Consider the following 26,304-nt stretch of genomic DNA (forward strand, 5'->3'; position numbering starts at 1 on the left):
CGGAATCACTTTTCGCGATTTACGCGCTTTCGCTTCCCAAGGGCCACGGGTTTGGTGACCGCCCGCCAGTGAGCTTCTGGAGCACGGAGGATGGACGAGCGTGCGCAGTAATAACGGGGGACGTTCATGACGGCACCCACGGAATTCTGGTTATGCGTCGCCGCGTTGATAATGTCTGGGCGATCGTCCATCAGGAACACGGGCTTGCTAGCGCCGATGAAGCAATCATCGCGCTGGAGCCGCTTATGCGGGAGGAAATTCCGCTGCTGCCGGTGCCGGCGGGGACTTCTCGCAGGCCTGCCCTGTACGATCTAAAGGGCCGAAAGCCAAGCGACCTCTTCGATCTACTGAGATCGCGTAGTCACCACCTCGCGGGATGGTTGCTTAATCAAGTGTACCTTGCGCTTCCGAACCCCGACGCAAACTGGGCAAGCGATTTCCAGACCGTCAACTTCCACACTCGTATGTGGGAATTGCACCTGCTCGCGTGCTTCAGGGAACAGGGCCTGCTGGTAACACAGCCGCATCGGTCGCCAGACTTCCGGATTGAGAATCGACACGGCGGTGCAGCATGGGTTGAAGCTGTGACTGCGAATCCAGCGGAACCGTATAAACACGTTGGAACAAACCCGGTAGGCCCACCGAGTGATCGGCGTGAGCGTTTCATTGGCCCCGCAGCAATACGGTTTGCAAAGACGCTGAAAAGCAAGCTAGACCGGAAATACGAAAGCCTTTCCCATGTTGAGGGGCAACCGTTCGCCATCGCATTGGCCGACTTCCATGCCCCGGGTTCGATGATCTGGAGTCGGGAAGCGCTCATCGGCTATCTATACGGTTTCCATGCCGAAGAGAGCGAAATCAATGGCAAGCAGGTTGTCTCTGCAATTGATGTCGCTAGGCTGCTGGGTAAGCAGGCAATTCCTGCTGGCCTGTTTTGTACGGCTGAGCATCCTGGGCTGTCTGCCATTATCTTTACCAACACGTGTACGCTCTCAAAATTCAACCGAGTAGCCGCATCTAGCGGCGCAGATACAAATGGGCTTCGTTATGTTCGGATCGGCGAAATCTATGACCATACCCCAGGTGCACGGAGAGGTATCCCCTTTTGTCTGGACGTCACAAGCAACGAATACAGGAGATTGTGGTCGCATATTTTTGAACCGTGGTGCGCCGACCTTGAAGTCTTCCACAACCCGTTCGCAAAATACCCACTGCCTCGTGCACTACTGCCCGAGGCAACACACTGGCTCGCCAAAGGAGATGGAATCCAACGTGAGCACCATTACGAGACGTCGATTCTACAGTCACAGACGATAGTTTTAGGCATCGATCAGCCAATTCCAAGCCTGCGCGATTTTCTGATGCATGACGATACGGAAGTTTGATCGACGTCGTTGCGTCGATCTACACGCACGCCTGTGGGAGGGCAGCACCTATTTACCAATTACCAGACCGAAGGCAGCATGAGCTGCCCCGCACGTACCCCACAATTCCGGAACGATATGGCACATGAGCGACAGATGTGACTGCAGAGCTTCGGCGTCTTCCTTGGCCAAATCCTGCCGCGCAAGCTCCGTCATGAACTGACCAACACTCTCGGTCCAGTCGACCAATTCAACATGGACCGCGCAAGCTAATACTCCTGCCCGAAACTCCTCTTCAGCGGCTAGCTGTCTCATGTTGAGGTGCCAGCTAACCCGCAGCGCCGTGTGAATGGCCTCGCATAGCTTTACATGACGATTAGCAGCAGCAACCGACGCCAATCCAAGAAGGCAGTCAGTAAGAGAAACTTGTTTGCTGATTGGAATTTGGTAGTAACAGTGTTCGAGAGCCTCGGCGGCTAGGTCTACCAAGTGATCGGGTATACGGAAAAAGAAGGACGCGTTGATTAAGGCGATAAAGGATGTAGTCTCGATTGCTCCTTTCAGGCTCTCCTCAATCTGAATCATTGCTTCTGGCGAAAGCTCAATCTGCGAGTATGCTCCGCCTTCCAGCGGCCCCGGAAAATGCACCGCCGCACGGTCGATCTGATGAATAATGGCTTGAGGGGCTTCGCCGATCAATCGTTCTGAGAGCCCTAAAGCCTGGGTAGCTTCCGGTGCTAAATTTGCAGCCATCCAGACACGGCCCAGCAACTCACTCTTCCATTGCTTAGCTGAGCCCAGCTCCGGAAACCAACGCGGCTCAACTCGCATGTCGAGCAGAGTTTGTATAGTGAAATAACCCTCGTTTTCACTGCACAGCCAGCGAACGAAACCAGTACGGTCCTCTACAGCCTTCAGGAAGTGACGGCCAACCAAACTCGCATGGGCTAGCGCCGCCAGCCGACGAGCAAAGGGTTGCCACGTCGTGAGGATACGGCATTTGGTCATTTGCCCGTAGATGCAGCTGAATAAGACGGAGAGCAGCGCGAACGCGTCAGTCTTTTCGTCGGTTTTGCTGTAGAGAAACGAGTTGATCAACTTCGCCAGCGGCTGCCTCAGCGCCGGGTATTCCTGTACCCGGCGCAGACCAACCTCGATGGCGCCGGTGCAGCTTATCGGATCGCCGTTTTCTACCAGCCACAAGATTTCGTTTGCTAAGGCCTGATCGTTGCCTTTCCATTCCCGTTCGATCAACTGGCTGATCGATTGGTGGGAACAGAGAAGCCAAACTAGGTTCAATGGTTGTGGACGACTTTCCTTGAGCAATTCGGCAAGGAAGGGCGCAGTTACCTCGGCAATGTAATCTTCCAATGTGGTCGCACTGCTGGCATCGCCAACCAGTTGACGGTAATAGGCTTCACCACGGGGGATTAGGGTATCGAGTGATAATCCTCCGCTGTTCAGGCTCTCTCGGATAGCTTCGACCGTGCCAATAGGTGTGTTCCGAAGTTCCCTAAGGAGCACCAAGATTTCGTGGTCCGTTGGCCCCCGTTCTAAAAGTAGTGTGCGCCAGCGATCTGCCAATTTCCCAGGGAGCCCATGCTGGTCAGCCATTAGTTGGAAGGCGTGGAGGCGTGCCTCCGCCTCTGGAGCCAGCAAAGCGAACTGAGCCACAAGCAGCCGTTGCCCGCCGCACTCGAGTACCACGTTGGGTGGCTCTGTGTCGCCAGCAAACGTGACTGACCATTCGTCACCTGAGACTGTTTTAAGGACCGGTGTCGAAACCTGGTCATAGGCCGTAGCAATCGCAGCGAACAGTTGGGAGCGTCGAAACGACAGGTCATCAGGGCCAAGCGTAATCGTCGCGCCAGTTTCGATCTCATCTAGAGTCAGGATGTCGGATCTGGAGAGAAGTTCGTCCCTGAGAAGCGGTGGAAAGCCATTGGCGAGGGCCATGATATAAGCTGTCCGCATGTATGCGTCCTCGTCAGTCATTCGTCCTCCTTCCATCCAGCTTTCACCGCTTTGCCAAACAGTTCAGCCGCTGATGCGATGAGCTGATCGAAGATATCCGGCTCCATTTCTTTGATTTCTCGGAGAATGCGTTCATCGATCCAGCTGTGATAGGGATCGTTTTTCCGCCCAAGAGAAAACTTCGGGGCGTAGCAGAGGGCATGAAGTATTCCTGCGTAGCTCGTTACTGAGAACTGTGTTGCAGCGCCTCGCTCGACAATCGACGCCCACCCACGAATATCGAGTTGGCCGAGTAGCCATTCGCAGCGGGCTTCTGCCGCCTTAGAGTCGCTCTCCGTGTCCCAGATCGTACGAACCGCATGAAGTAGGGCGAGCGTGTATTGATTGAGCCAAGCGAGTTCATGGGGGACTTGCAGTACCTTTGCCAACAGCAGCCGCTGGGAGGCTTCTCGTATCGCTCGAAGCTCGGCGGTTTCGACCATTGATCCGTTGTCGAGCGGTGCCTGCAGCAGGTGATATGTCAATTCATCCTCCAGCACTGGCACGAACGTGTATCCAGATCGTCTCAGGGTAGTCCGGTGTTCTCGTCCGTCCTCGACGCTAAGGCCACCGGAAGCGACCAAGTATTCAATTATGTCCAGGCTGGTCAGGATCGGCGTTTGCTGGTCGCCGCGGGTCATTTGGATGTGGCGATTGACGAAGCGGTCATCGACGACGAAGGCATCAATCGGTTTGTCCGTAGCCAAAAAGTTCAGTTGGGCTTGTAGCTGCGCCTCTTCTCTATCGTGATCGGGCGACGCGATTGTCTCAATCCGCCCATCGGCCAGGGCTGGGGCCAGCACCGTCCGGATGTATTCGATGGTAGCCAGTTGCTCGCTCGCGAAGCTCTCGTAAGCAAGAAGTTGGTTATCTTGATCATCCTGCGACTTCGTGATGTAGACCGTGAAACCTGCACCCCTCAACTTCCCGAGAACACCCGTTGTGCGCAGGTAGGTGGTGGAGAGATTGTCCAGATAAAGGGTCGCTCCATCACGGATACGTGGCTCATTAGGCCAACGTTCCTCATGGAGCTTGAGATAAGAACAGGCACGTTGCTCCTCTGTGGCCGTGATCATTCCCCTTAGGCGCAAGGCCTCGACCACTGCCTGGCAGCTGCATAAGCATGTTTCATACGCAGTGAGGTTAGCCTCCTCTTCCATAACGCTGCCAAGACGATGAACCGGTGAGGAGCGGACGACATAGGTACAGTTTGAAGATTGAACTGCGGCTTCCAACATGGACGCAAGGTCAAACCCGACCTCTTGTGCGAGGCTCGCGTTGGCCTGCTTTTGCTGGGCGAAGATTTCAAGGGAACCGGCCGCAAGCAAACGCTTCAGGAATTGCGCATCCTTGACTTGGCTGGGCTGATGAAACGCGACACGCTGTCGCTCGTGAAACAGCCATACCAGCAACTGGTCTGGAACAAGTACGCGTTCGAAGTGAGCAATGAGCGTAGGTAGAAGGCCAAGCTGCGCGAAGGTGAAAATCGCCGTAAGATCGAGAGCCACGCGTCTCAGTTCTACTTGGACCCTGGACGGGCGTGCACCGCTGAATGCGTACACAAGGCTCCGCCGCCGTGCATCGGACTCCTGCAGATTGATCGCAGGGACCAACAAGCAGTTTTTGATCATCGACTGGTTCAGTACATAGGCTGCGCCGGAGATGGTAATTTGGCCAGCGTTCAAGGCTGTATAGGTTTGGTCCTGGCGACGATCCCAATTGGGTCGGAGCTCAAAAAGCTCTTTCATTGTGATCGATTTGAGTGGGCCTTGGTCGCCTGACTTTTCTGAGGCTCGCAGCAGCCAGTCCCTAACCTCCGAATCGCCTTCCCATCCGGCACTCGTAGCATGAAAGTACGCCGACGCCAGGATGTGAGGGTCATCATGGGAGGCTTCAGTCGCCGCTACAATCAGGTCCCTTGCATGCGGTGCATTGACGGCCTGGGCCAATTGCCCTGCACGAAGTAATTCCTCTGCGGTGCGTTGATCTCTCTGTTCCCATTCGCAAGTCGTATACCCAACCAGTGTGTCCCACTGTCCCAAGGCAATGGCCAGGTTGACGAACAATGCACGATCATTGGCGTGATCTCGCTTAGCCCGCAAGGGCGCCAGGATCACTGACGCTTCTCTGAGTTGTCCATCTCGAAAAAGCGCCCATGCAAGTAGGGATTGCAGCTCGCTCTCCTGAGCCACAATATCGGGAATTCGTTGTAGAAACTGCAGAGCACGTTTGTTTTCACTAGCGCCGTTGAATGCGCGAGTCGCACGAAATGCATCTTCGATCGAGTGCGTCTGATCGAACAGCACTTCGATCAGTGAGCAGAGCTCCTGCCACGCCTTCTCCTGCTCGAGAAAGTTGACTAGGTTCACGAGATCGCGCAATTCGCCAGTTTTTTCGTAGAGCTTCCGGCGTTCGGCAGCTGGGTCAGCGCCTTCTGCCTCAGCAATCATGCGTTGTAAGCGCTCATACTCACGTTCGCCGATTTCCGCCGACGTTGCTTGGGCAAGAGTCGCTTTTGCCGTCTCGATCTGCCGGGAATGGCACAGTAGCTCGATTTCTATAGCAAGAAGTGGCGAGCGTTCCAAAAACTCGGTCAACTGGTCCCGGTGTGCGGTGATGTATTCGAATGCTGCCGCAGATGTTTCTTTCTCCATTGCCAGTGTGAGGCGGGCCATGGCTGTATCGGCCGTGCCTTTGCCGGTCAGTGCAACCTGTTCGTTGATGCGACGCTCTACGGCAACGAGGTCGACCTTGAGACCGAATTGCACGGCCAGAGGAAAGTAACTGAGCATCAGCGTGTCGTTACGCATGTTCATGCGCAGAACTTCTAATGCTCCGTTATTCAGCTCGGAATCCCGGAGGCGAATCCACAAGGCCATTTTGGAACACAGCCGCGCGGCCTCGATAACTCCGAACTCCTCGGCAATAGTTGCTTGCTTTTCATAGAGCGCGATGCTCCGCTTCCTGTCCCGCAGAGCTTGTTGATCGTCCGCCATGGGGAAGCGCACGGCGTCGAACGGCAGATATAGCACCTGCATCCGAAGTTCCTCAGGAACGACGTGGGCAAGATGCGCATGAGCTGCTGGAAAGTTCAGAACCGGCGTTTCTTCAAAGTCCGTTTGGGTCAGCAGTTGAACATGTGCGTATGCATCTAGCCAGCGTCCAGCGAACTCTTCATTCATGATGAAGTTCAGCTTGCCGTCGCTATCAAACGCACTGAAATCCAAGCCGGCGCTTTTCGCCCAAATCAGAGCATTTTCAGGGCCTTTGTCATTAGTGACGATTCGCAGCATGGCGGATCGCGATTCAGGAGTTCCAATCGGCGAGAGCAGTTGTAGCGCTGGCATGCTCGACCCAGACTCGGCCGCCAAGATGAAAGCATTAGCTATGTTAGTTTCTGGAGCCCCTCCAAGGCTGCGCGATTTCGCCAGCAATTCTTTTGCACGGTCTAGATTCTCATCTCGCGAAAGCATCCTGGCGCACCAGGCTAGAGCTTGGGCCCTTACGGATTTGGAACCACCTGCAAATTCACTGTTTTCGACATTGGTCGACAAAGCGAGCACCTTATCGGTACTGGGATATCCTGCTAGATGGCGAGCCTGCCGGATACGACGCACTTCCGCTTCGATCTCCTGATCCGTCAGTCTAACCGTGAAGGCAAATTGTTGGGCCTGCTTTTGGCGTTGAATGCCCTCGGCGGTGTCCGATTGGAATTTTGCTTCATGATCCCGCTTCCACTGCTTTAAAAGTTCTGCGGGGTAGTCCTGGTATTGGGTATCCACCATCGGATGATGGAAACCGCACAAGAGGATCAAATTATCGGGGCTGTTCCGTTCTTCATCAGGGAGGTCTGGCTTTCCTCTTGGCCCGTTATCAGAAGCGGCGTAGATATGGCAGATTTGGGCCAATACGGCGGCGTCGGATTTTTCCGAACCGGGGGAAATGACGGGATGAGTGCAATCGGGGTGAGCACATTGATTGCCACTGTTGCCGAACAAGACCTTGAGGGTCCACTGTGTGTATGAACGATTTGCCATATGCGTATCTTACGCTTTGATCCTGCCCCACAAAACTGTCCCATTAAAAAAACTAACCCGCCGTTTGGCGGGTTAGTGTTGATATGGAACTCGGTGTGACATGGCTCTTGGAAACACGCTTGAGCAGCACACGTAGGCCTGGCGATAGCATATTTTTGCAGTTTGTCTGGGTAGCATATCTTTGCAGTAGCTGCAAAAAAATGCTTCCTGTTTCAAACTTATGCTTCCCGTCGCATGAATTCTGGTGGACCGAAGGAGGATCGAACTCCCGACCTCTGCATTGCGAACGCAGCGCTCTCCCAGCTGAGCTATCGGCCCATCGCGAAGCATCCTAGCACAACGGCATTTCGCTTGGCCAGTCCCTGCGTCAGCTCTCCTCCACGCCGGCCAGCGGCAGGCTGAACCAGAACACGCAGCCGCCTTCCCGGCTGCTGACGGCGCCGAATTCGCCGCGGTGGAATTCCACGATGGAGCGGCAGATATTGAGGCCGATGCCCATCCCTTCCGGCTTGGTGGAGTAGAACGGCGTGAACAGATTGTCCTGCATGCCGGCGGCCAGGCCAGGGCCGTTGTCCACTACCTCCACCCGCCACTTGCCGTTTTCCACGCAGGTGTGCAGCTCCACGCCGGGGCGCGGCGTGCCCGCTTCCACCAATGCCTCGATCGCGTTCTTCATCAGGTTGAGCAGCACCTGCTCGATCAGCACCGGGTCCATGTCCACCCGGCAGGGGCTGCGGTCGGCGGCCAGCTGCAGGCCGACGGCGTTCTTGGCGGCCAACGGCTCGGCCAGGCCCAGCGCGCGCTGCACCACCCGCGCCGGGTCCACCCGCTCCAGTTGCGGCTCGTGCTTTTTGACGAAGGCGCGGATGCTGCTGACGATCTGCGCCGCGCGCCGCGATTGCTCGGCGATGGCGTGGATGGCGTCGCGCACGCCGGCCGGCAGCGCCAGCTCTTCCGGCAGGCGGCGGCTGACGCCGGCGGCGTAGGTGTGGATCGCGGTCAGCGGCTGATTCAGCTCATGCGCCAGCGTGGACGCCATCTCGCCCATCGCGATCAGCCGCGCGGTGTTCTGGAAGCGCTCCTGCTGCGCCTGCTCGCGCTCTTCGCGCCGGCGGTCGGCAGTGACGTCGCTGAGTATCGCCAGCCAGGCGGCCTCGCCGTTCACCCATTCGATGCGGCGGCGGCGGATTAGCAGGCAGCGTTCGCCGGTGACGATGAACTCCTGGCCGATATCCTCGCCCTCGCCGGCCTTCAAACCCGGCAGCAACACGCAGCACGGCGCGTCGGCATCGCCCACTTGCCACAATTCGGCGAAGCCGGGATTGGCGTACAACAGCTGGGCGCTGCCCTCGTCCACCACGCACACCCCGGCGGCCAGACCATTCAGCACGGTGAGAAAGCGGCTGTGGGCGGCGTCCATTTCCTTGCGCTGACGCTGGCGCTCGGTGATGTCGAACATAGAGGCGATCCAGCCGCGCTGGCCGCCCTCCTCCTCCATCAACGGCGTGGCGAACAGCCTTACCACCAAGGTGTCGCCGCGCTTGCGCATCAAGGTCAGCTCGAAACCCTGCTCCGGCTGGCGGTTGTCGCGCACGGCGTCCATCGCGTCGGCCAGCACGCCGTGCTGGTCGGCCGGCCAAAACGGATGCGGCGGGTGGCTGCCCACCAGCTCCTCCGGCGCGAAGCCCAGCATGTCGCAGAAGGCGCGGTTGACGCGGACGATATCTCCTTCCAGCCCGATCGCCACCAGGCCGCTTTTCATCGAATCCTCTATCGCCTGCCGCAGCGACACCTCCTTGGCCAGCCGCTGCTCGGCCAGCAGCCGCTCGCGCATGTGGCGGCGGATGCGCCACACCGCGTACAGCAGGGTCAGCAGCAACAGCGCGATCACCACCGTCAGCACCGGCAGCGTCAGGCCCAGGCCGCTGCGGTAGCTGACCGCGCGCAGATACAGGCCGTAACCGGGCGGATCGAAGCTGGTCTGGTGCGAGATGGAGCCCGGCTGCTCGGCGGCGTCGAACTTCTGCGCCAGCGTCTTGCCGCCTAGGTCGATGATGCTGATGTAGTTCTTGGAGGCGATCCACCACGGCACCTGGTGGTACAGCAGCGCGTCCAGCTGATAGGACAGGCGCAGCCCGCCCAGCAGCCGGCCGTCGTGGACGATGGGAATCGCCAGGTCGAAGCGGTACTTGCCGTCCTGCCCCTGGTAGGGCGCGCCGTAACTATTGCGCAGCAGGCGTCCGGCGCGCCACACCGCATCGTACTCCGGCAGCCCCAATTGCCGCTGGTCGCGCCGCAGGCCATGCGGGTCCCACTCCACCTGCCGGTCCATGCCGATTCTTTCCAGCGTCACCAGCTCCGGGTTTTCGCGCAGGTAAAACGCCGCCAGCTGGGCGAAGCGGCGGCTGTCCACCTTGCCGGCGGCGATGTCCCGCGCCAGCGCGTCGCCCCATTCCTGATGGGCTTCCAAATGCATGCGCAGCGACTGTTCCAGCCACAGCACCTCCTGGATCAGATTGTCCTGCTGCTCGTCCCGCCAGTCGCGGTACACCAGGTAACTGAGGCTGCACAAGGCCAGCAACAGCGCCAGCAAGGCCAGGCTGGCGCCCAGCCATAACTGGTGGGGAGTGCGGCGGCTGCGGGAATGGGAAGGGGGCATGGCGGAAACCGGACGATGGAACGCGTTAGATGATACCGCGACCTCGAACCGGCAGGGAGCATGCCCATGTTCTGGAATTCCCTAATGGCCAAACCGCCATAGAGCTTCTACTTTATCCACAACAACAACCGGCACGAGCCGGGCTGACATTACAACGCTATAAACGGATGGAGATCCCTACATGAAACTGAAGCATGCCGCGCTGGCCGTCTGCGCCAGCCTCGCCCTTTCCGGATTCGCCCAGGCGGCCGGCGAGATCGTCATCAAATTCAGCCACGTGGTGTCGCCGGACACGCCCAAGGGCAAGGCTGCCGAATACTTCAAGAAGCTGGCCGAACAACGCACCCACGGCAAAGTGAAGGTTCAGGTCTATCCCAACAGCCAGTTGTACAAGGACAAGGAAGAGCTGGAAGCGCTGCAACTGGGCGCGGTGCAGATGCTGGCTCCCAGCCTGGCCAAGTTCGGCCCGCTGGGCGTGAAAGAGTTCGAAGTCTTCGACCTGCCCTATGTGTTCGACAACTACGACCAGGTCAACAAGGTGATGCACGGCCCGATCGGCAAGCAGCTCCTGGGCAAACTGGAGACCAAGGGCATCAAGGGCCTGGCCTACTGGGACAACGGCTTCAAGAATTTCTCGGCCAACAAGCCGATCAAGTCTCCGGCCGACATCAAGGGCATGAAGATCCGCATCCAGTCGTCCAAGGTGCTGGAGGAAGAAATGCGCACCCTGGGCGCGCTGCCGCAGGTGATGGCCTTCTCCGAGGTCTACCAGGCGCTGCAGACCGGCGTGGTGGACGGCACCGAGCTGGAGGCCTCCAACCTGTACACCAGCAAGGCCTACGAGGTGCAGAAGAACCTGACGCTGACCCAGCATGGCTTCCTCGGCTACGCGCTGATCGTCAACAAGAAGTTCTGGGACGGCCTGCCGGCCGACGTCCGCGCCCAGCTGGACAGCGCGGTGCAGGACGCCACCGTCTACGCCAACAAGATCGCCAAGGAAGAAAACGACAAGGCCGTGGCGGCGATCAAGGCGTCCGGCAAGACCAAGGTCTACGTCCCCACGCCGCAGGAGCGCGACGCGTTCAAGAAAGCGCTGCTGCCGGTGCACCAGAAAATGGCTTCCCGCATCGGCCCCGATCTGCTAAAGCAGATTTATAAAGAAACCGGTTTCAACCCCGGCAAGTAACATAGGCCGACGGCCGCGCATCGTCCGATGCGCGGCTGCGCTGCGCGCATAGGAAATCCCGCCATGCTGAAATTCCTCGACCACCTCGAGGAGTGGATGATTGCCTGTCTGATGGGTGCCGCCACCCTGATCACTTTCGTAGCCGTGCTGCACCGCTACGGCTCCGGCATTCCCGCTCTTCAACCCTATCTCGCCCACATCAATCTGGCGTGGGCGCAAGAACTCACCGTCTACCTCTTCGTCTGGATGGCCAAGTTCGGCGCCGCCTACGGCGTGCGCACCGGCATCCACGTCGGCGTCGACGTGCTGATCAACCGGCTGCCGGACCGCATCCGCGGCCGTTTCATCGTATTCGGCTTGTTGGCCGGCGCGCTGTTCACCGGCGCCGTCGCCGTGATGGGCGGCGATTTTGTCTGGAACATCGCCCACACCGACCAGACCTCGCCCGATCTGGAAGCGCCGATGTGGCTGGTCTACCTGGCCATCCCGGCCGGCTCCACGCTGATGTGCTTCCGCTTCCTGCAAGTAGCGTGGAACTTCGTCAAAACCGGCGCGCTGCCCAAGCATGACCACGGCCACGTCGACGGCATCGAAGGCGACGACACCTTGGACAATCTCCATCCGCACGACATGAATCACGGAGGTCGTCCATGAGCGCCCTGATCATCTTCGGCCTGTTGCTGGCGCTGATGCTGACCGGCATGCCGATCTCCATCTCGCTGGGCCTGACCGTCCTCACCTTCCTGTTCACCATGACCGACGTGCCGATCACCTCCGTCGCGCTCAAGCTGTTCACCGGCATCGAGAAGTTCGAGATCATGGCGATCCCCTTCTTCATCCTGGCCGGCAACTTCCTGATGCACGGCGGCGTGGCGCGGCGGATGATACGCTTCGCCACCACCCTGGTCGGCCACTGGTACGGCGGCCTGGGCCTCGCCGGCGTGGTGTCCTGCGCGCTGTTCGCGGCCATCACCGGCTCCTCGGTCGCCACCGTCGTCGCCGTCGGCTCCATCATCCTGCCGGCGATGCTGAAGCAAGGTTACCCGGCCCGCTTCGGCGCCGGCGTGATCACCACTTCCGGCGCGCTGGGCATCCTGTTTCCGCCGTCGATCAACCTGGTAATGTTCAGCATCGCCACCGCCGGCATGAGCGTCACCGGGCCGGACGGCAACCCGGTCTCCACCGCCTCGGTCGGCCAGCTGTTCATGGCCGGCGTGCTGCCCGGCCTGTGCCTGTCCTTCCTGTTGGGCATGACCACCTGGTTCCGCGCCAAGAAATACGACTATCCGCGCCTGCCCAAAGCCAGCTGGGGCGAGCGCTGGAACGCCTTCCGCGACTGCGTGTGGGGCCTGCTGCTGATCGTGCTGGTCATAGGCGGCATCTACACCGGCATCTTCACCCCCACCGAGGCGGCGGCGATGGCCGCGGTGTACGCCTTCGTGATCGCGGTGTTCGTCTACAAGGACATGAAGCTGCCGGACGTGCCCAAGGTGCTGATCAATGCCGCGTCGATGAGCGCGATGCTGCTCTACATCATCACCAACGCGGTGCTGTTCTCCTTCCTGATGGCGTCCGAGCAAATCCCGCAGTCCATGGCGGCCTGGATGGCCAGCCAGGGCTTCGGCATCGTCGCTTTCCTGCTACTGACCAACATCCTGCTGCTGGCGGCCGGCAACTTCATGGACCCGTCGGCCATCGTGCTGATCATGGCGCCCATCCTGTATCCGGTGGCGGTGAAGCTGGGCGTCAACCCGGTGCACTTCGGCATCCTGATCGCGGTCAACATGGAGGTGGGCATGTGCCACCCGCCGGTGGGATTGAACCTTTACGTCGCGTCGGGGATCACCAAGATGGGGATCACCGAGCTGACGGTGGCGGTGTGGCCGTGGCTGCTGACCATGCTGGGCTTCCTGCTGGCCGTCACCTTCATTCCGGAAATCTCGCTGTGGCTGCCGCAGATGCTGGGCATGATGAATTGAGTTTTCCGCGCCAGACGACATGCCGCCGCGATGGGCTTTGCCCGTCGCGGCTTTTGTCCGACACGGCATAGCCCGGGCCTGGCATAAGTCTTATAATGCGAGGCTGATTCTCCCTTACCAACATAAAAGAACATCTCTCAATCAGGAGCCTGCGAATGGACGAGCAATTGCGCCAAAGCGCACTGGAGTTTCACCAGTTCCCGACACCGGGCAAGATTCAGGTTGCCCCGACCAAGCCGCTGACCACCCAGCGCGATCTGGCACTGGCCTACTCCCCCGGCGTGGCCGCCCCGTGCGACGCCATCGTCGAAGACCCGCTCAACGCCTACAAGTACACCGCGCGCGGCAACCTGGTGGCCGTGATCTCCAACGGCACCGCGGTGCTGGGCCTGGGCAACATCGGCGCGCTGGCCAGCAAGCCGGTGATGGAAGGCAAGGGCGTATTGTTCAAAAAATTCGCCGGCATCGACGTGTTCGACATCGAAGTCAACGAGCTGGATCCTGACAAGCTGGTGGACATCATCTGCTCGCTGGAACCGACCTTCGGCGGCATCAACCTGGAAGACATCAAGGCGCCGGAGTGCTTCTACATCGAGAAGAAGTGCCGCGAGCGCATGGGCATTCCGGTGTTCCACGACGACCAGCACGGCACCGCCATCGTGGCCGCCGCCGCGGTGCTGAACGGCCTGCGCCTGGTGAAGAAGGAAATCGGCGAAGTGCGCGTGGTGGCCTCCGGCGCCGGCGCCGCCGCCATCGCCTGCCTGGACCTGCTGGTGGCCCTGGGCGTGAAGCGCGAAAACATCACCATCTGCGACTCCAAGGGCGTGGTCTTCATCGGCCGCGACGAGAAGCTGGACGAGTCCAAGCTGCGTTACGCCATCAAGGACAACGGCTGGCGCAAGCTGGCCGACGCGATGGTCGGCTCCGACATCTTCATGGGCCTGTCCGGCCCGCGCCTGGTGTCGCAAGACATGGTCAAGTCCATGGCCCGCGACCCGCTGATCCTGGCGATGGCCAACCCGGAGCCGGAAATCCTGCCGCCGCTGGTCAAGGAAGTGCGTCCGGACGCCATCATCGGCACCGGCCGTTCGGACTTCCCGAACCAGGTCAACAACGTGCTGTGCTTCCCCTTCATCTTCCGCGGCGCGCTGGACGTGGGCGCCACCACCATCAATGAAGAGATGAAGCTGGCCACCGTGCGCGCGATCGCCGACCTGGCGATGGCCGAACAGAACGACGTGGTGGCCACCGCCTACGGCGACCAGGAGCTGTCCTTCGGTCCGGAATACGTGATTCCGAAACCGTTCGACCCGCGCCTGATCGTCAAGATCGCCCCCGCCGTGGCCAAGGCCGCGATGGATTCCGGCGTCGCCACCCGTCCGATCGAAGACTTCGACGCCTACGCCGACCAGCTGGCCCAGTTCGTGTACAAGACCAACTTGTTCATGAAGCCGGTGTTCGCCCAGGCCAAGAAGGATCCGAAGCGCGTGGTGATGACCGAGGGCGAGGACGAGCGCGTGCTGCACGCCACCCAGGAAATCGTCACCCAGGGCCTGGCCAAGCCGATTCTGGTGGGCCGCCCCAGCGTGATCGAGAAGCGCATCGAAAAACTGGGCCTGAAACTGCGCCCGGGCGTCGACTTCGAACTGGTCAACAACGAGTCCGACCCGCGCTTCAACACCTACTGGCAGGATTACTACCAGCTGATGAAGCGCAAGGGCGTGTCGCAGGAACAGGCTCGCCGCCGCGTGATCGGCAATACCACGCTGATCGGCGCGATGATGGTGCGCCGCGGCGACGCCGACGCGCTGATCTGCGGCACCTACGGCCCGTACCGCCAGCACTTCGACATTCTGGAGAACGTGCTGGGCTACGCCAATGAAGACAAGGTGGCCGGCGCGATGAACGCGCTGATCCTGCCGACCGGCAACATCTTCATCACCGACACCTACGTCAACGCCGAACCGGGCGCCGAGCAACTGGCAGCCATCACCAAGATGGCCTCCGAGTCCATCCAGCGCTTCGGCATCCAGCCGAAGGCCGCGCTGCTGTCCAACTCCAGCTTCGGCGCGCTGAACACCGCGTCGGCGCAGAAGATGCGCGCCGCCTTCGACCTGATCCGCGAAGCTCAGCCGGAACTGGAAATCGACGGCGAAATGCAGGGCGACGCCGCGCTGGTGGAAAGCATCCGCCAACAGGCGATGCCGGATTCCACGCTGAAGGGCTCGGCCAACCTGTTGATCATGCCGAACGTGGAAGCCGCCAACATCAGCTACAACCTGCTGCGCGTGTCGGCGTCCGACGGCGTGACCATCGGCCCGATCCTGATGGGCATGGCCAAACCGGCGCACATCCTGACCCCGATCTCGTCGGTGCGCCGCATCGTCAACATGGTGGCGCTGGCCTCGGTCGACGCTCAGGTTGCCGTACAACAGGGCTGATCCGGCGTCTCAAGCGTCTTATACTGAACGGGCAAGCATCGCTTGCCCGTTTTTCATTGCAGGAATATGTCGATGAGCCAAGACAACCACAACGACCCGTTCGCCCTGTTCCGCCAATTCTGGCAACAAGCCACGCCGCCCGGCATGCAGGCCTTCCTGCCGCCGATGTCGGAAGAGGAAATCGACCGCAAACTGGCCGAGCTGAAAGTGGTGGAAGGCTGGCTGACCATGAACATGGGCGTGCTGGCGATGCAGATCAAGGCGCTGGAGATGCAGAAAGCCGCCTTGCACTCGATGCGGCCGAAAGATCCGCCCATTGGCTGAGCGGCCGGCTCCGCTGCGCTGGGCGCCGCTTTTCGCGCTGTGCCTGTTGTGGCTGCTGCCGGGCCTGATCGGCCACGAACCCTGGAAACCCGACGAAGCTTATACCTTCGGCCTGGTGCGCCATATCGCCGCCAGCGGCGACTGGGTGGTGCCCACGCTGGCCGGCGAACCCTTCATGGAAAAGCCGCCGCTGTTTTTCATCAGCGCCGCCTGGACCATGCGTCTGTTCGAGGGCTGGCTGGGCGCGCCCGACGCCGCCCGGCTGGCCGCCGGCTGCTGGAACCTGATCGCCTGGCTGGGGCTGGCCACCGCCGCGCGCGGCCTGTTCGGCCCCGGATATGGCCGCTGGGCGCTAGTGCTGTTGATCGGCACCGTCGGCCTGCCGCTGCGCGCCCATCAGCTGATCACCGACACCGCCTTGCTGGCCGGCTTCTGCTGGGGGTTGGCGGGATTGAGCCTGGCGTTGATCCGCCCGCTATCCGCCGGGCTGATGCTGGGCGCCGGGGCCGCCATCGCCTTCCTCAGCAAGGGTCTGCTCGGCCCCGGTTGCCTAGGCGCCGCCGCGCTGGCGCTGCTCGCGCAACGCGACTACCGCCAGCCCGCCTACCTGAAAACGCTGGCCATCGCGCTGGCCGCCTCGCTGCCGCTGCCGCTGTGGTGGATGGCCAGCCTGTACCAGCGCAGCCCCGGGCTGTTTCACCTCTGGCTGGACGCCAATAATTTCGGCCGTTTCCGCGGCACCGTCCATCTGGGACCGCGCGCCGCGCGCGGCTTCTATGGACTGACCCTGCCTTGGTACGCGCTGCCGACCTGGCCGCTGGCGCTGTTCGCGCTATGGCGCGCCGCGCGCGCGCGGCAAGACTGGCCCGCCATCCTGCCGCCGCTGGCGGTGTCCGGCTGTACGCTGGCGGTGCTGGCCTCGGCGGCAGACGCCCGCGAACTGTACGCGCTGCCGCTGTTGCCGCCGCTGGCGCTGCTGGCCGTGGCGGGACTGCGCGGCCTAGGCCGCCCCCCGCGCTGGCTCAACATCGCGCTGGCGCTGCTGCTGTGCGCGCTGACCGCCTATATGCTGCTCTGCGCCGCCGCGCTGAGCTTCCCCCTGGACATCCATCCCGCGCGGGAATGGCTGGGCCGGCGCTTCCATGGCTGGACGCCGCAGTTCCAGCCCGGGCGCTGGCTGCTGTTCGCCGCCGCGGCGGCGCTGCTCGCCTGGTGCTGGCGGCAACCGCTGGCCGACGGCTATCGCCTGATCTGGCGCTGGAGCGTGGGCCTGACCCTGCTCTGGTGCGGCATGGCCACGCTATGGCTGCCGGCGCTGGACCACGGCATGCGCTACCGCGAAGCCTTCGCCGCGCTGAAACCCGGACCTGCGGCGCTGATCCGGCCCGGCGACTGCGTCGCCAGCCTGGGCCTGGGCGAGCCCCAGCGCGCCTTGCTGGAATACTATGCCGGACTGCTCACCCAGCGCCTGGAAACCACCGGCGGCGCCGGCGGCTGCCGCTGGCTGCTGCTGCAAACCTTGCACGACCAGGTGCCGCCGCCCTACGACAAATTGTATCCCGCCTATGTTTTCCAGCGGCCGGGCGACCACAAGGAACGCTTCCGCTTGTATAGCCTGAGGTAAATTGGCATTTTTCATCATGACAGCGCTATCCTGCGTCACATTCCGTCACACTGTCCCACATAACTATTAACAAATTCTTGTGCAAATTTATCTTATCCTGACATTCCCAAGGATGAGGTATTGCATGACTGTCACAAACTCCGTGGATTTGTTCTGGTCGCTGGCGACGGGTGAGTTCTCCCGGCGCGACGGTTTCGATCAAGGCAAGAACCGCTTCAAATTCGTCTTCCGCGGCATGCTGACGCTGCCGTGGACGCTGCGCTGGCTGGATACCTTCCGCCAGTCGCAGACGCTATTGACCTATCTGCGCCGCAATCCACGGCTGGCCAGCAAGCTCCATCGCCCCTACCTGTACCGCTCGCTGGGATGCCGCGGCAAGCTGGAGGCGCTATGCGCGCACTACCAGCTGCTGGAGCAGCGCTTCTCCGCCGACACCCGCGCCCAGTTGCTGTCCAGCGCGCCGCTGCGCCTGGCCGATATCGCCGGCAAGAATGACTGCCGCCTGCTGCTGCTGCTCACGCATCAGCACAATTTCGACAAGGAAGGGGAAATGTCGCTGCAGGTTTGCGACGCCGAGCAAGTGCCGCTGGCCACGCTGACCTTCACGCTCACCCGCCGCGGCGACAAGATGGCGATGGTGATCGGCGGCCTGCAGGGCCCGCGCAAACCCTATGGCGCGGAACAGGTGCAGCTGGCGACCAAAGCCGCCCATGGCCTGTTCCCGAAACGGCTGGCGATGGAAGCGCTGACCGCGCTGGCGCGCAAGATCGGCGCCGATGAGATTCTGGCCGTCGGCAACCACGAGCACATTTACAGCTCCTGGCGCTACCGCCGCCATTTCTTCGCCGACTACGACAGCTTCTGGCAAACCATGGAAGCCGAAGCCGCGGACGACAAGCAGCGCTTCTACCGCATCCCGCTGACGCTGCCGCGCAAGGCGATGACCGACATCGCCAGCAAGAAACGCTCGGAATACCAGCGCCGCTACAACCTGCTGGACGACCTCTCCGCCCAGACCTTGGCCGCGATCTGACTCGGGATCAGGCCGGGCGCTCCAGCGTGAACGCCTCCTCGGCCAGGCTGTAGCGGTTGCCGCCCAGCTTGCCCACCGCCTGCAAGGCCCGCTCGTCTATCGCGCCGTCGCGCCACAGGCCCTCGGCGACATGGATGTATTTCACCTCGGCCAGCACCAGATTGCCGGCGCCGCTGCCATGGCCGAAAGTCAGGCACTGGTGCAGCGCGCACTCCAGCCGCACCGGCGCCTCGGCCACGCCCGGCGGCTTGACCGTCACGCTGTCCATCTTGGCCACGCCGGCCAGCTCGAACTCGTCGATGTCGGCCGGGTAGGCGCCGCAGCTGGCGTTCATCGCCGCCGCCAGCGGCTGGCTGACGATGTTGACCACCAGCTCTCCGGTCAGGCGGATATTGGCCAGCGTGTCCTTGTCCCGCTCCGGCGCCTGCTTCAGGATGCTGATGCCCAGAAGCGGCGGATTGACGCTCATCACGTTGAAGAAGGAAAACGGCGCCAGATTGCACACGCCTTTCAAATCCTGAGTGCTGACCCAGGCGATGGGGCGCGGCAACACGCACCCCACCAGCAGCTGATACAGATTCGTCCGTTCCAATTGCTGCACATTGAACTCCATCTCGTTCTTTCACCTGCGTCAGACTTCGAATGCCAACATTCTAATGTGCATGACCGCCGCCGCACCAGCCGCTTTTTGTCGGCGATTCAACTGGTTTGCCACAGCGCCAGCCGTTAAAATGCCGGGATGAACGCACCCCGCTTTGTCCATCTTCGCCTCCACTCGGAGTTTTCCATCACCGACGGCATCGTCCGCCTCGACGACGCGGTCAAGCGCGCCGTCAAGGAACAGATGCCCGCGCTCGGCGCGTCCGACCTGATGAATCTGTTCGGCATGGTCAAGTTCTACAAGAGCTGCCGCAACAAGGGCATCAAGCCCATCGTGTCGGCCGACATCTGGCTGGAGAACGAGGAAGACCGGGACAAACCTTACCGTTTGCTGCTGACGGCGAAGAACCGCGAGGGCTACCGCCGCCTGTGCGAACTGCTGACCGAGGCGTTCAGCCACAACCAGTACCGCGGCCGCGCCGAGATCAAGCGCGCATGGCTGGAGTCCGGCGACAACAGCAATCTGCTGTGCCTGTCCGGCGCCCACCTGGGCGACGTCGGCATCGCCTTGTCCATGGGCCAGCGCGACGAAGCGCGGCGCCGCGCGGAATACTGGGAAAAGCTGTTCCCGGGCGCGTTCTATCTGGAAATCCAGCGCGTGGACAGCGCCCAGGTGGAAAACGTGGTGCAGGCCACGCTGTGGCTGGCCGGCGAGCTGGAGCTGCCGGTGGTCGCCACCCACCCGATCCAGTTCATGGAGAAGGAAGACTTCAAGGCGCACGAGGCGCGGGTGTGCATCGCCGAAGGCTACACCCTGGGCGACAAGCGCCGGCCGCGCAGCTTCAACGAATGCCAGTACTTCCTCAGCGCCGAAGAAATGGAAGCCCGCTTCGCCGATATCCCGGAAGCGCTGGCCAACACGGTCGAAATCGCCAAGCGCTGCAATATCTCGGTGGTGCTGGGCAAGAACTACCTGCCGCTGTTCCCGACGCCGGACGGCATGTCGCTGGACGACTTCCTGGTCCACGAAGCCCAGCGCGGCCTGGAAGACCGGCTGAAGCAGCTGTACCCGGACGAGGCGGAACGCCTGGAAAAGCGCCCGGAATACGACGCGCGGCTGAAGTTCGAGTGCGACACCATCATCCAGATGGGCTTCCCCGGCTACTTCCTGATCGTGGCGGACTTTATCCAGTGGGGCAAGGCCAACGGCTGCCCGGTGGGCCCGGGCCGGGGTTCCGGCGCTGGCTCGCTGGTGGCCTACAGCCTGTCCATCACCGATCTGGACCCGCTGAAGTACGCGCTGCTGTTCGAACGCTTCCTGAACCCGGAGCGGGTGTCCATGCCCGACTTCGACGTCGACTTCTGCCAGGAAAACCGCTGGCGGGTGATCGAGTACACCCGCCGCAAATACGGCGAGGAGGCGGTGAGCCAGATCGCCACCTTCGGCACCATGTCGTCCAAGTCGGTGATCCGCGACGTCGGCCGGGTGCTGGACCTGCCCTTCGGCCTGTGCGACCGCCTATCCAAGCTGATTCCGCTCGAGGCCAACAAGCCCCTCAGCCTGACCAAGGCGATGGAGGTGGAGCCGCAGATCGGCGAGATCATCGAGAGCGAGGGCGCGGGCGAGCTGATCGAACTGGCGATGACGCTGGAAGACCTGACCCGCGGCATCGGCATGCACGCCGGCGGCGTCTTGATCGCGCCGGGCAAGCTGACCGACTTCTGCCCGCTGTACATCGCCAGCGGCGACGGCGCCTCGCCCGTCTCGCAGTTCGACAAGGACGACGTCGAGCAGATCGGGCTGGTGAAGTTCGACTTCCTGGGCCTGCGCAACCTGACCATCATCGAGCTGGCGCAAAAGTACATCAAGGACACCACCGGCGAGGACGTGGACGTCGCCCACCTGCCGCTGGACGACAAGCCGGCATACAAGGTGTTCGCCACCGCCAACACCACCGCCGTGTTCCAGTTCGAGTCCACCGGCATGAAAAAGATGCTGGTGGAGGCCAAGCCCAGCAAGTTCGAGGAAATTATCGCCTTCGTGGCCTTGTACCGCCCGGGCCCGATGGACCTGATCCCGGACTTCATCCAGCGGATGCACGGCGCCAAGTTCGAGTACCTGCACCCGCTGTTGGAGCCGGTGCTGGCGCCGACCTACGGCATCATGGTGTACCAGGAGCAGGTGATGCAGTCGGCCCAGGTGATCGGCGGCTATAGCTTGGGCGGCGCCGACTTGCTGCGCCGCGCGATGGGCAAGAAGAAGGTCGAGGAAATGGTGGCGCAGCGCGCCATGTTCGTGGAAGGCGCCGACAAGCAGGCCATTCCGGAATCCAAGGCCAACGAAATCTTCGACTACATGGAGAAGTTCGCCGGCTACGGCTTCAACAAGTCGCACGCCGCCGCCTACGCGCTGGTGGCCTACCACACCGCCTGGCTGAAGGCCCACCACTGCGCGGCCTACATGGCGGCGACGATGTCCACCGAATTGGACAACACCGACCAGCTGAAGGTGTTCTACGACGACTGCCAGGACAGCAAGAACGGCATCGATTTCCTGCCGCCGGACGTCAATCACGGCTTCTACCGCTTCGTGCCGGTCAACCGCAAGCAAATCCGCTACGCGCTGGGCGCGATCAAGGGCACCGGCGAATCGGCGGTCAACCACATCGTAGAGGCGCGCGAAGCCGGCGGACCGTTCACCGACCTGTTCGACTTCTGCAAGCGAACCGACAAGAAGCTGGTCAACAAGCGGGTGATCGAGGCGCTGATCCGCGCCGGCGCCTTCGACGCCATCGAACCCAACCGCGCGTTGTTGTTCGCCAACGTCGGCCTGGCGATGGAAGCCGCCGAGCAGGAACACGCCAACGCCAACCAGGGCGGCCTGTTCGACATGTTCGGCGACGACGTCGCGCCGGCGGTGGAAATGGTGGCCACCCGGCCGTGGAGCGACGCGGTCAAGCTGGCCGAGGAAAAGCTGGCGATCGGCTTCTACCTGTCCGACCACCCGTTCTCCTCTTACGAGAAAGAAGTGCGCGGCTTCATCAAGACCACGCTGTCGCGCCTCAGCCCGCGCAAGGAGCCGCAGCTGCTGGCCGGCTTCGTCACCGGCATCCGGGTCAAGGTGGGCAACCGCGGCAAGATGGCCTTCGTCCAGCTGGACGACGGCACCGCCAAGCTGGAAGTCAGCTTGTTCGCCGAAAGCTTCGAGCTGAACCGCGACAAGCTGAAGGAAGACGTGGTGCTGGTGGTGGAAGGCAAGGTCAGCGAGGACAGCTTCTCCGGCGGCCTGCGCATCATCGTCGACAAGCTGCACAGCCTGGGCGAGGCGCGCAGCCGCTACGCCCGCGGCCTGGCGCTGCAGCTGCCGGCCAAGCCCGACATCGCCCGCCTGAAGGCAGAATTGCATCCGTTCAAGAGCCAGGACGCCGGCAGCCTGGTGCGGCTGGCCTACAACAACGGCAAGGCCAAGGGCGAACTGATGCTGCCGCAGGAATGGGGCGTGCGCCTGGACGACGGCCTGCTGCTGGCGCTGACCGAGTGGCTGGGAGAAGGCAAGGTCAGAGTGCTGTGGTGAGGCCCCGGCGCCAAGCCGCCTCTTCCCGCGCCGCCGTTCGCTCGAACGGCGGCGTTTTTCATTCCGGCGCGCCGCCTTGCCAGCGGCCGCTCCCTGTCCCTATCATGCCGATGAGCGCCTGAAACGCGGGCGCCGCCCCTGGCCGGCGTCAACTGGAAACCCAAGCCTGGCGGGCATTGGCGTGCCGCTGTCGCCTGTCTGTCGCCCCGCTGTCGTTGTCTCTTGCCCGCAGCGCCGCCACACTGCGTCCAGTGATCGAACGGAGGTTTTATGCTGATACAGAAACTGAGGCTGCAACGCGGCTGGTCGCAACAACAACTGGCTGATCTGAGCGGTCTGAGCGTGCGCACCGTCCAGCGCATCGAACGCGGCCAGGGCGCCAGCGTCGAGTCGCTGAAGTCGCTGGCCTCCGTGTTCGAGATCGATTTCTCGGAACTGAACCAGGAGCCCGCCATGACCGACTTGACCGCCCCCGACAGCGCCTCCGCGCCCGTCGCCTCCCGCGAACTGGAAGAAATGCTGGCGCTGCAACACGTGAACCGCCTCAAGCGCTTTTACCGCCACCTGGCGCAATACGCGCTGGTGATGGCGCTGCTGGCCGCCGTCAACCTGCTGACCTCGCCGCACCAACTATGGGTGGTCTGGCCGGCGCTGGGTTGGGGCATAGGCCTGCTGCTGCAGGCGGTCAACACTTTCGAGCTGCTGCCCATCCTGGGCCCGGAATGGGAGAAGCGGCAGGTCGAGAAGCGGCTGGGCCGCAAGCTGTCGTCCTGACAAGCGGACGCCTGAGCGGCGCCCGCCAGGCCTGGACGCCGCTCAGCCGGTGACGCTGGCGGCGCCGGTTTCCACGTGGCCGACCAGGCGGCGCAGGAAATTGGCGTCGTTGGTGCAACTGACGGTAAAGTCGTACCAGCCGTAAACGCCGGACAGATTCCAGCTCAGTATCTGGCTGCCGCCGCCCGCCACGCTGACTTGCTGCGGCGCGGAGCCGCCATAGCCGTTGCCGCTGACCTGGAAAGTCACCGGCGACTTGCCGCCGTTGCTCAGCTGCAGCGTCAGTTGCGGCACGCCCGCCACCACCGACGCCGTGCCCACCGCCTCCAGCACCCCGGCCGCGCTGCGGAGATTGCCGACGAAGCGGCGCAGGAAACCGTTGGGACCATACATCGTCAGGTCGTAGAACCCGCCGCCATAGGTCTGGGCGTGGAAATAATCCTTGATATCGCCGCCGGCCGGCACGTCGTACTGCCACGGGCCGTCGCTGCGGTACTGGTTGGCGTAGATCGAATAATGGACGGCCTGGCTGCCGCCGTTCTGCATGTGCGTCCAGAAGATGCCGCCAGCGACATCGGTGCTGCCGTAGCCGTTGCACTGGTAAGGCAGCGCCCGCGCCGGGCGGCGGCCGCCTTCCGGCAGCGGCATCTGGCCCGGCACCGGCGCGGTCGGCGCCGGCCAGCTCTTGCTCTGCTGCGCCTGGGTCAGCAAAGCCGCGGTATCGGGGAAAGTCGGCACGCTGGGGTTGCGGTTGGAGAAATCCAGCGCGCTAGAGAGATCGCCGCAGATCTGCCGGCGCCAGGCCGAGATGTTCGGCTCCTGCACCCCGGTCCAGGTTTCCAGGAAGCGGATCACCGAGGTGTGGTCGAACACCTGCGAGCAGACATGGCCGCCGCGGCTCCACGGCGACAGCACCAGCATCGGCACCCGCGGCCCCAGGCCGATGGGCTTGCCGCCGATGAATTCGGCGGCGGTGCCGGCCGGCGGCACCGGCGGCGGCATGTGGTCGAACAAGCCGTCGTTCTCGTCGTAATTGAGCAGCAGCACGGTGGACGCCCACACGTCCGGATTGGCGGTCAGCGCCTGCAGCACGCGGTCCAGCAGATAGGCGCCGGCGGCAGGCGGCGCGCTCGGGTGCTCGGAATACGCTTCCGGCGCGACGATCCACGACACCTGCGGCAGCGTGCCGTTGACTGCGTCGTTGCGGATGGCGGCCACCAGGTCCTGCACCGAGTTGCCGCTGACCTTGGGCACCGAGCTCATGCCGCGGTCGCATAGCGGATTGCCCGGCTTGGCGCTGCGGTACTGGTTGAACCAGGCCAACGCGTTGTCGTCGTAGTTGTCGCCCAGCACCTGGTACACCTTCCAGCTGACGCCGGCCGACTGCAGCCGCTCCGGATAGGTGGTCCAGCTGTAGCCCTTCTCGCTGTTGTCTATCACCGGTCCGCCGTTCTTGCCGGCCGGGTCCACCATGCCGCTCCACAGGTAGAGGCGGTTGGGATTGGTCGGCCCCTGCACCGAACAGAAATAGTGGTCGCACAGCGTGAAGGCGTCGGCCAGCGCGTAGTGGTAGGGGATGTCGGCGCGGGAGAAATAGCCCATGGTCAGGCTGCTCTTGGCCGCGATCCAGCCATCGTACTTGCCCTGGTTCCAGGCGGCGTGGGTGCCGGTCCAGGAGTGGTCCAGATCGGTCAGGTACTGGGCGTTGGTGCGGCTGGTGTCCAGCCGGAACGGGTATTCACCGTTGGACAGATTGGGCTGGCGGAACACGCTGCTGCCGTTGCGCAACTGCAGCGCGCTGCGGTCGCCGAAGCCGCGCGCGCCGCCCAGCGCGCCGAAGTAATGGTCGAAGGACCGGTTTTCCTGCATGAACACCACCACATGCTTCACCGCCGACAGGCTGCGCCCGGCCGGACGTATCGCCATCGCGGCGGCCAGCCCCGGCGGCAGCGCGCCGGCGGCCATGCCGGCGGCCGACAACTTGAGAAACTCACGACGTGACATCTCGCTCATGACAACGCTCCGTAAATTTTCTGGATTCATGACCCTGGCAAGCCAGGCCAAGCGCGCAGTGTGCTCATGCAATGTGATGGCTTGATTAAAGAACAGCCGGCGGTAATCGGCGAGGCGCCGCTGGCAGACGGGACAGCGGGAGGCCCCGCCCTCTCCGCGCCCCTTTCCCATCGGGCGCGCATCGATTAACCTTGCCCGCTCGCCACACCCAAGCAGGATGCCCGCTCATGCAGCTACGCCAGGCCCGACTGTCCGACCTTCCCGCCGTGTTCGCCATCGAGCAGGCGGTGTTCGGCAGCCACGTCTACCCCGACTTCTTTTTCCGCCAGGCGCTGGACCTGTGGCCGGACTGGTTCTGGCTGGCCGAAGACGAGACCGGCGCGCCGGCAGGCTACGCGCTGGGCGCGCCGTCCCAGCGGCCGGACGAGCTGTGGCTGCTGTCGCTGGCGCTGCTGCCATCCTGCCGCGGCCGCGGCGCCGGCAAGGCGTTGATGCAGGCGGCGCTGCAGGCGATGAAGCCGCGCGCGCGCAGCATCCGCCTGACCGTGGATCCGGCCAATCCGGCGGCGGCGCTGTACCGCAAGCTGGGTTTCGCCGAGATCGGTGCCGAGGCCGACTACTTCGGCCCCGGCGAGGCCCGCTTGCTGCTGGAGTGGCAACCCGGCTGACATGCGCTACACTGG

Annotated in this window: 16 protein-coding genes and 1 tRNA gene; 11 read left to right on the forward strand and 6 right to left on the reverse strand. The window is 62.4% G+C overall.

Annotated features, from left to right (window positions below):
• Positions 1-152: 152 nt before the first annotated feature.
• Complete coding sequence (locus ACX17K_RS03065) at positions 153-1,385, forward strand: hypothetical protein (protein ID WP_493773642.1); 1,233 nt, start codon at positions 153-155, stop codon at positions 1,383-1,385.
• Positions 1,386-1,433: 48 nt separating this feature from the next.
• Here ACX17K_RS03065 and ACX17K_RS03070 read toward each other — a convergent pair whose 3' ends face one another.
• The 4 genes from ACX17K_RS03070 to ACX17K_RS03085 form a co-directional block, all read right to left on the reverse strand.
• Positions 1,434-3,359, reverse strand: coding sequence for a hypothetical protein (locus ACX17K_RS03070; protein ID WP_493773643.1), 1,926 nt, complete (start codon positions 3,357-3,359; stop codon positions 1,434-1,436).
• Complete coding sequence (locus ACX17K_RS03075) at positions 3,356-7,414, reverse strand: HTH domain-containing protein (RefSeq protein WP_493773644.1); 4,059 nt, start codon at positions 7,412-7,414, stop codon at positions 3,356-3,358. The genes ACX17K_RS03070 and ACX17K_RS03075 overlap by 4 nt, the downstream gene beginning before the upstream one ends.
• Positions 7,415-7,656: 242 nt before the next feature.
• Positions 7,657-7,732, reverse strand: a tRNA-Ala gene (locus ACX17K_RS03080).
• A gap of 49 nt (positions 7,733-7,781) precedes the next feature.
• Entirely contained in the window at positions 7,782-10,073 is a 2,292-nt protein-coding gene (locus tag ACX17K_RS03085; RefSeq protein ID WP_493773645.1) for a PAS domain-containing sensor histidine kinase, read from the reverse strand.
• Positions 10,074-10,254: 181 nt separating this feature from the next.
• On the opposite strand from ACX17K_RS03085, the gene ACX17K_RS03090 reads away from it, so the two are divergent.
• The 7 genes from ACX17K_RS03090 (at position 10,255) to ACX17K_RS03120 (ending at position 18,660) form a co-directional block, all read left to right on the forward strand.
• Positions 10,255-11,259, forward strand: coding sequence for a TRAP transporter substrate-binding protein (locus tag ACX17K_RS03090; RefSeq protein WP_493773646.1), 1,005 nt, complete (start codon positions 10,255-10,257; stop codon positions 11,257-11,259).
• A 63-nt stretch (positions 11,260-11,322) separates the two neighbouring features.
• The gene (locus tag ACX17K_RS03095; protein WP_493773647.1) at positions 11,323-11,913 is read left to right on the forward strand and encodes a TRAP transporter small permease; all 591 of its coding nucleotides are present in this window, start codon (positions 11,323-11,325) and stop codon (positions 11,911-11,913) included.
• Positions 11,910-13,238: a TRAP transporter large permease gene (locus ACX17K_RS03100; protein ID WP_493773648.1), complete on the forward strand. Its 1,329-nt coding sequence runs from the start codon at positions 11,910-11,912 to the stop codon at positions 13,236-13,238. The genes ACX17K_RS03095 and ACX17K_RS03100 overlap by 4 nt, the downstream gene beginning before the upstream one ends.
• 155 nt (positions 13,239-13,393) lie before the next feature.
• Positions 13,394-15,679 (forward strand): NADP-dependent malic enzyme, encoded by a 2,286-nt coding sequence (locus ACX17K_RS03105; RefSeq protein WP_493773649.1) that lies wholly within the window; start codon positions 13,394-13,396, stop codon positions 15,677-15,679.
• 72 nt (positions 15,680-15,751) lie between these two features.
• Positions 15,752-16,003: a PhaM family polyhydroxyalkanoate granule multifunctional regulatory protein gene (locus ACX17K_RS03110; RefSeq protein ID WP_493773650.1), complete on the forward strand. Its 252-nt coding sequence runs from the start codon at positions 15,752-15,754 to the stop codon at positions 16,001-16,003.
• Positions 15,996-17,627, forward strand: coding sequence for an ArnT family glycosyltransferase (locus ACX17K_RS03115; RefSeq protein ID WP_493773651.1), 1,632 nt, complete (start codon positions 15,996-15,998; stop codon positions 17,625-17,627). The genes ACX17K_RS03110 and ACX17K_RS03115 overlap by 8 nt, the downstream gene beginning before the upstream one ends.
• A 124-nt stretch (positions 17,628-17,751) precedes the next feature.
• Positions 17,752-18,660: a VirK/YbjX family protein gene (locus tag ACX17K_RS03120; protein WP_052717600.1), complete on the forward strand. Its 909-nt coding sequence runs from the start codon at positions 17,752-17,754 to the stop codon at positions 18,658-18,660.
• A 7-nt stretch (positions 18,661-18,667) separates the two neighbouring features.
• Here the strand turns inward: ACX17K_RS03120 and ACX17K_RS03125 are convergent, their stop codons facing one another.
• Positions 18,668-19,261, reverse strand: coding sequence for a flavin reductase family protein (locus tag ACX17K_RS03125; RefSeq protein ID WP_343480109.1), 594 nt, complete (start codon positions 19,259-19,261; stop codon positions 18,668-18,670).
• A gap of 138 nt (positions 19,262-19,399) precedes the next feature.
• On the opposite strand from ACX17K_RS03125, the gene dnaE reads away from it, so the two are divergent.
• Together dnaE and ACX17K_RS03135 are read left to right on the forward strand one after the other, a co-directional pair.
• Positions 19,400-22,834, forward strand: a complete 3,435-nt coding sequence (dnaE, locus tag ACX17K_RS03130; protein WP_493773652.1) for a DNA polymerase III subunit alpha — start codon at positions 19,400-19,402, stop codon at positions 22,832-22,834.
• Positions 22,835-23,104: 270 nt separating this feature from the next.
• A complete protein-coding gene (locus ACX17K_RS03135) occupies positions 23,105-23,608 on the forward strand; it encodes a 2TM domain-containing protein (RefSeq protein WP_493773653.1) in 504 nt (167 codons plus the stop codon).
• 42 nt (positions 23,609-23,650) lie between these two features.
• Here the strand turns inward: ACX17K_RS03135 and ACX17K_RS03140 are convergent, their stop codons facing one another.
• Positions 23,651-25,621, reverse strand: a complete 1,971-nt coding sequence (locus tag ACX17K_RS03140) for a phosphocholine-specific phospholipase C (protein ID WP_493773654.1) — start codon at positions 25,619-25,621, stop codon at positions 23,651-23,653.
• A gap of 227 nt (positions 25,622-25,848) precedes the next feature.
• Between ACX17K_RS03140 and ACX17K_RS03145 the strand changes: the two genes are divergently transcribed.
• Entirely contained in the window at positions 25,849-26,289 is a 441-nt protein-coding gene (locus ACX17K_RS03145; RefSeq protein ID WP_493773655.1) for a GNAT family N-acetyltransferase, read from the forward strand.
• Positions 26,290-26,304 lie beyond the last annotated feature (15 nt).

The sequence above is a fragment of the Chromobacterium sp. INPA-IVC genome (assembly GCF_059047085.1).

Coding starts and splice junctions, on each gene's coding strand:
- ACX17K_RS03065 (WP_493773642.1), top strand. CDS start 153: ATGCGTCGCCGCGTTGATAATGTCTGGGCGATCGTCCATCAGGAACAC.
- ACX17K_RS03070 (WP_493773643.1), bottom strand. CDS start 3,359: ATGACTGACGAGGACGCATACATGCGGACAGCTTATATCATGGCCCTC.
- ACX17K_RS03075 (WP_493773644.1), bottom strand. CDS start 7,414: ATGGCAAATCGTTCATACACACAGTGGACCCTCAAGGTCTTGTTCGGC.
- ACX17K_RS03085 (WP_493773645.1), bottom strand. CDS start 10,073: ATGCCCCCTTCCCATTCCCGCAGCCGCCGCACTCCCCACCAGTTATGG.
- ACX17K_RS03090 (WP_493773646.1), top strand. CDS start 10,255: ATGAAACTGAAGCATGCCGCGCTGGCCGTCTGCGCCAGCCTCGCCCTT.
- ACX17K_RS03095 (WP_493773647.1), top strand. CDS start 11,323: ATGCTGAAATTCCTCGACCACCTCGAGGAGTGGATGATTGCCTGTCTG.
- ACX17K_RS03100 (WP_493773648.1), top strand. CDS start 11,910: ATGAGCGCCCTGATCATCTTCGGCCTGTTGCTGGCGCTGATGCTGACC.
- ACX17K_RS03105 (WP_493773649.1), top strand. CDS start 13,394: ATGGACGAGCAATTGCGCCAAAGCGCACTGGAGTTTCACCAGTTCCCG.
- ACX17K_RS03110 (WP_493773650.1), top strand. CDS start 15,752: ATGAGCCAAGACAACCACAACGACCCGTTCGCCCTGTTCCGCCAATTC.
- ACX17K_RS03120 (WP_052717600.1), top strand. CDS start 17,752: ATGACTGTCACAAACTCCGTGGATTTGTTCTGGTCGCTGGCGACGGGT.
- dnaE (WP_493773652.1), top strand. CDS start 19,400: ATGAACGCACCCCGCTTTGTCCATCTTCGCCTCCACTCGGAGTTTTCC.
- ACX17K_RS03135 (WP_493773653.1), top strand. CDS start 23,105: ATGCTGATACAGAAACTGAGGCTGCAACGCGGCTGGTCGCAACAACAA.
- ACX17K_RS03140 (WP_493773654.1), bottom strand. CDS start 25,621: ATGAGCGAGATGTCACGTCGTGAGTTTCTCAAGTTGTCGGCCGCCGGC.
- ACX17K_RS03145 (WP_493773655.1), top strand. CDS start 25,849: ATGCAGCTACGCCAGGCCCGACTGTCCGACCTTCCCGCCGTGTTCGCC.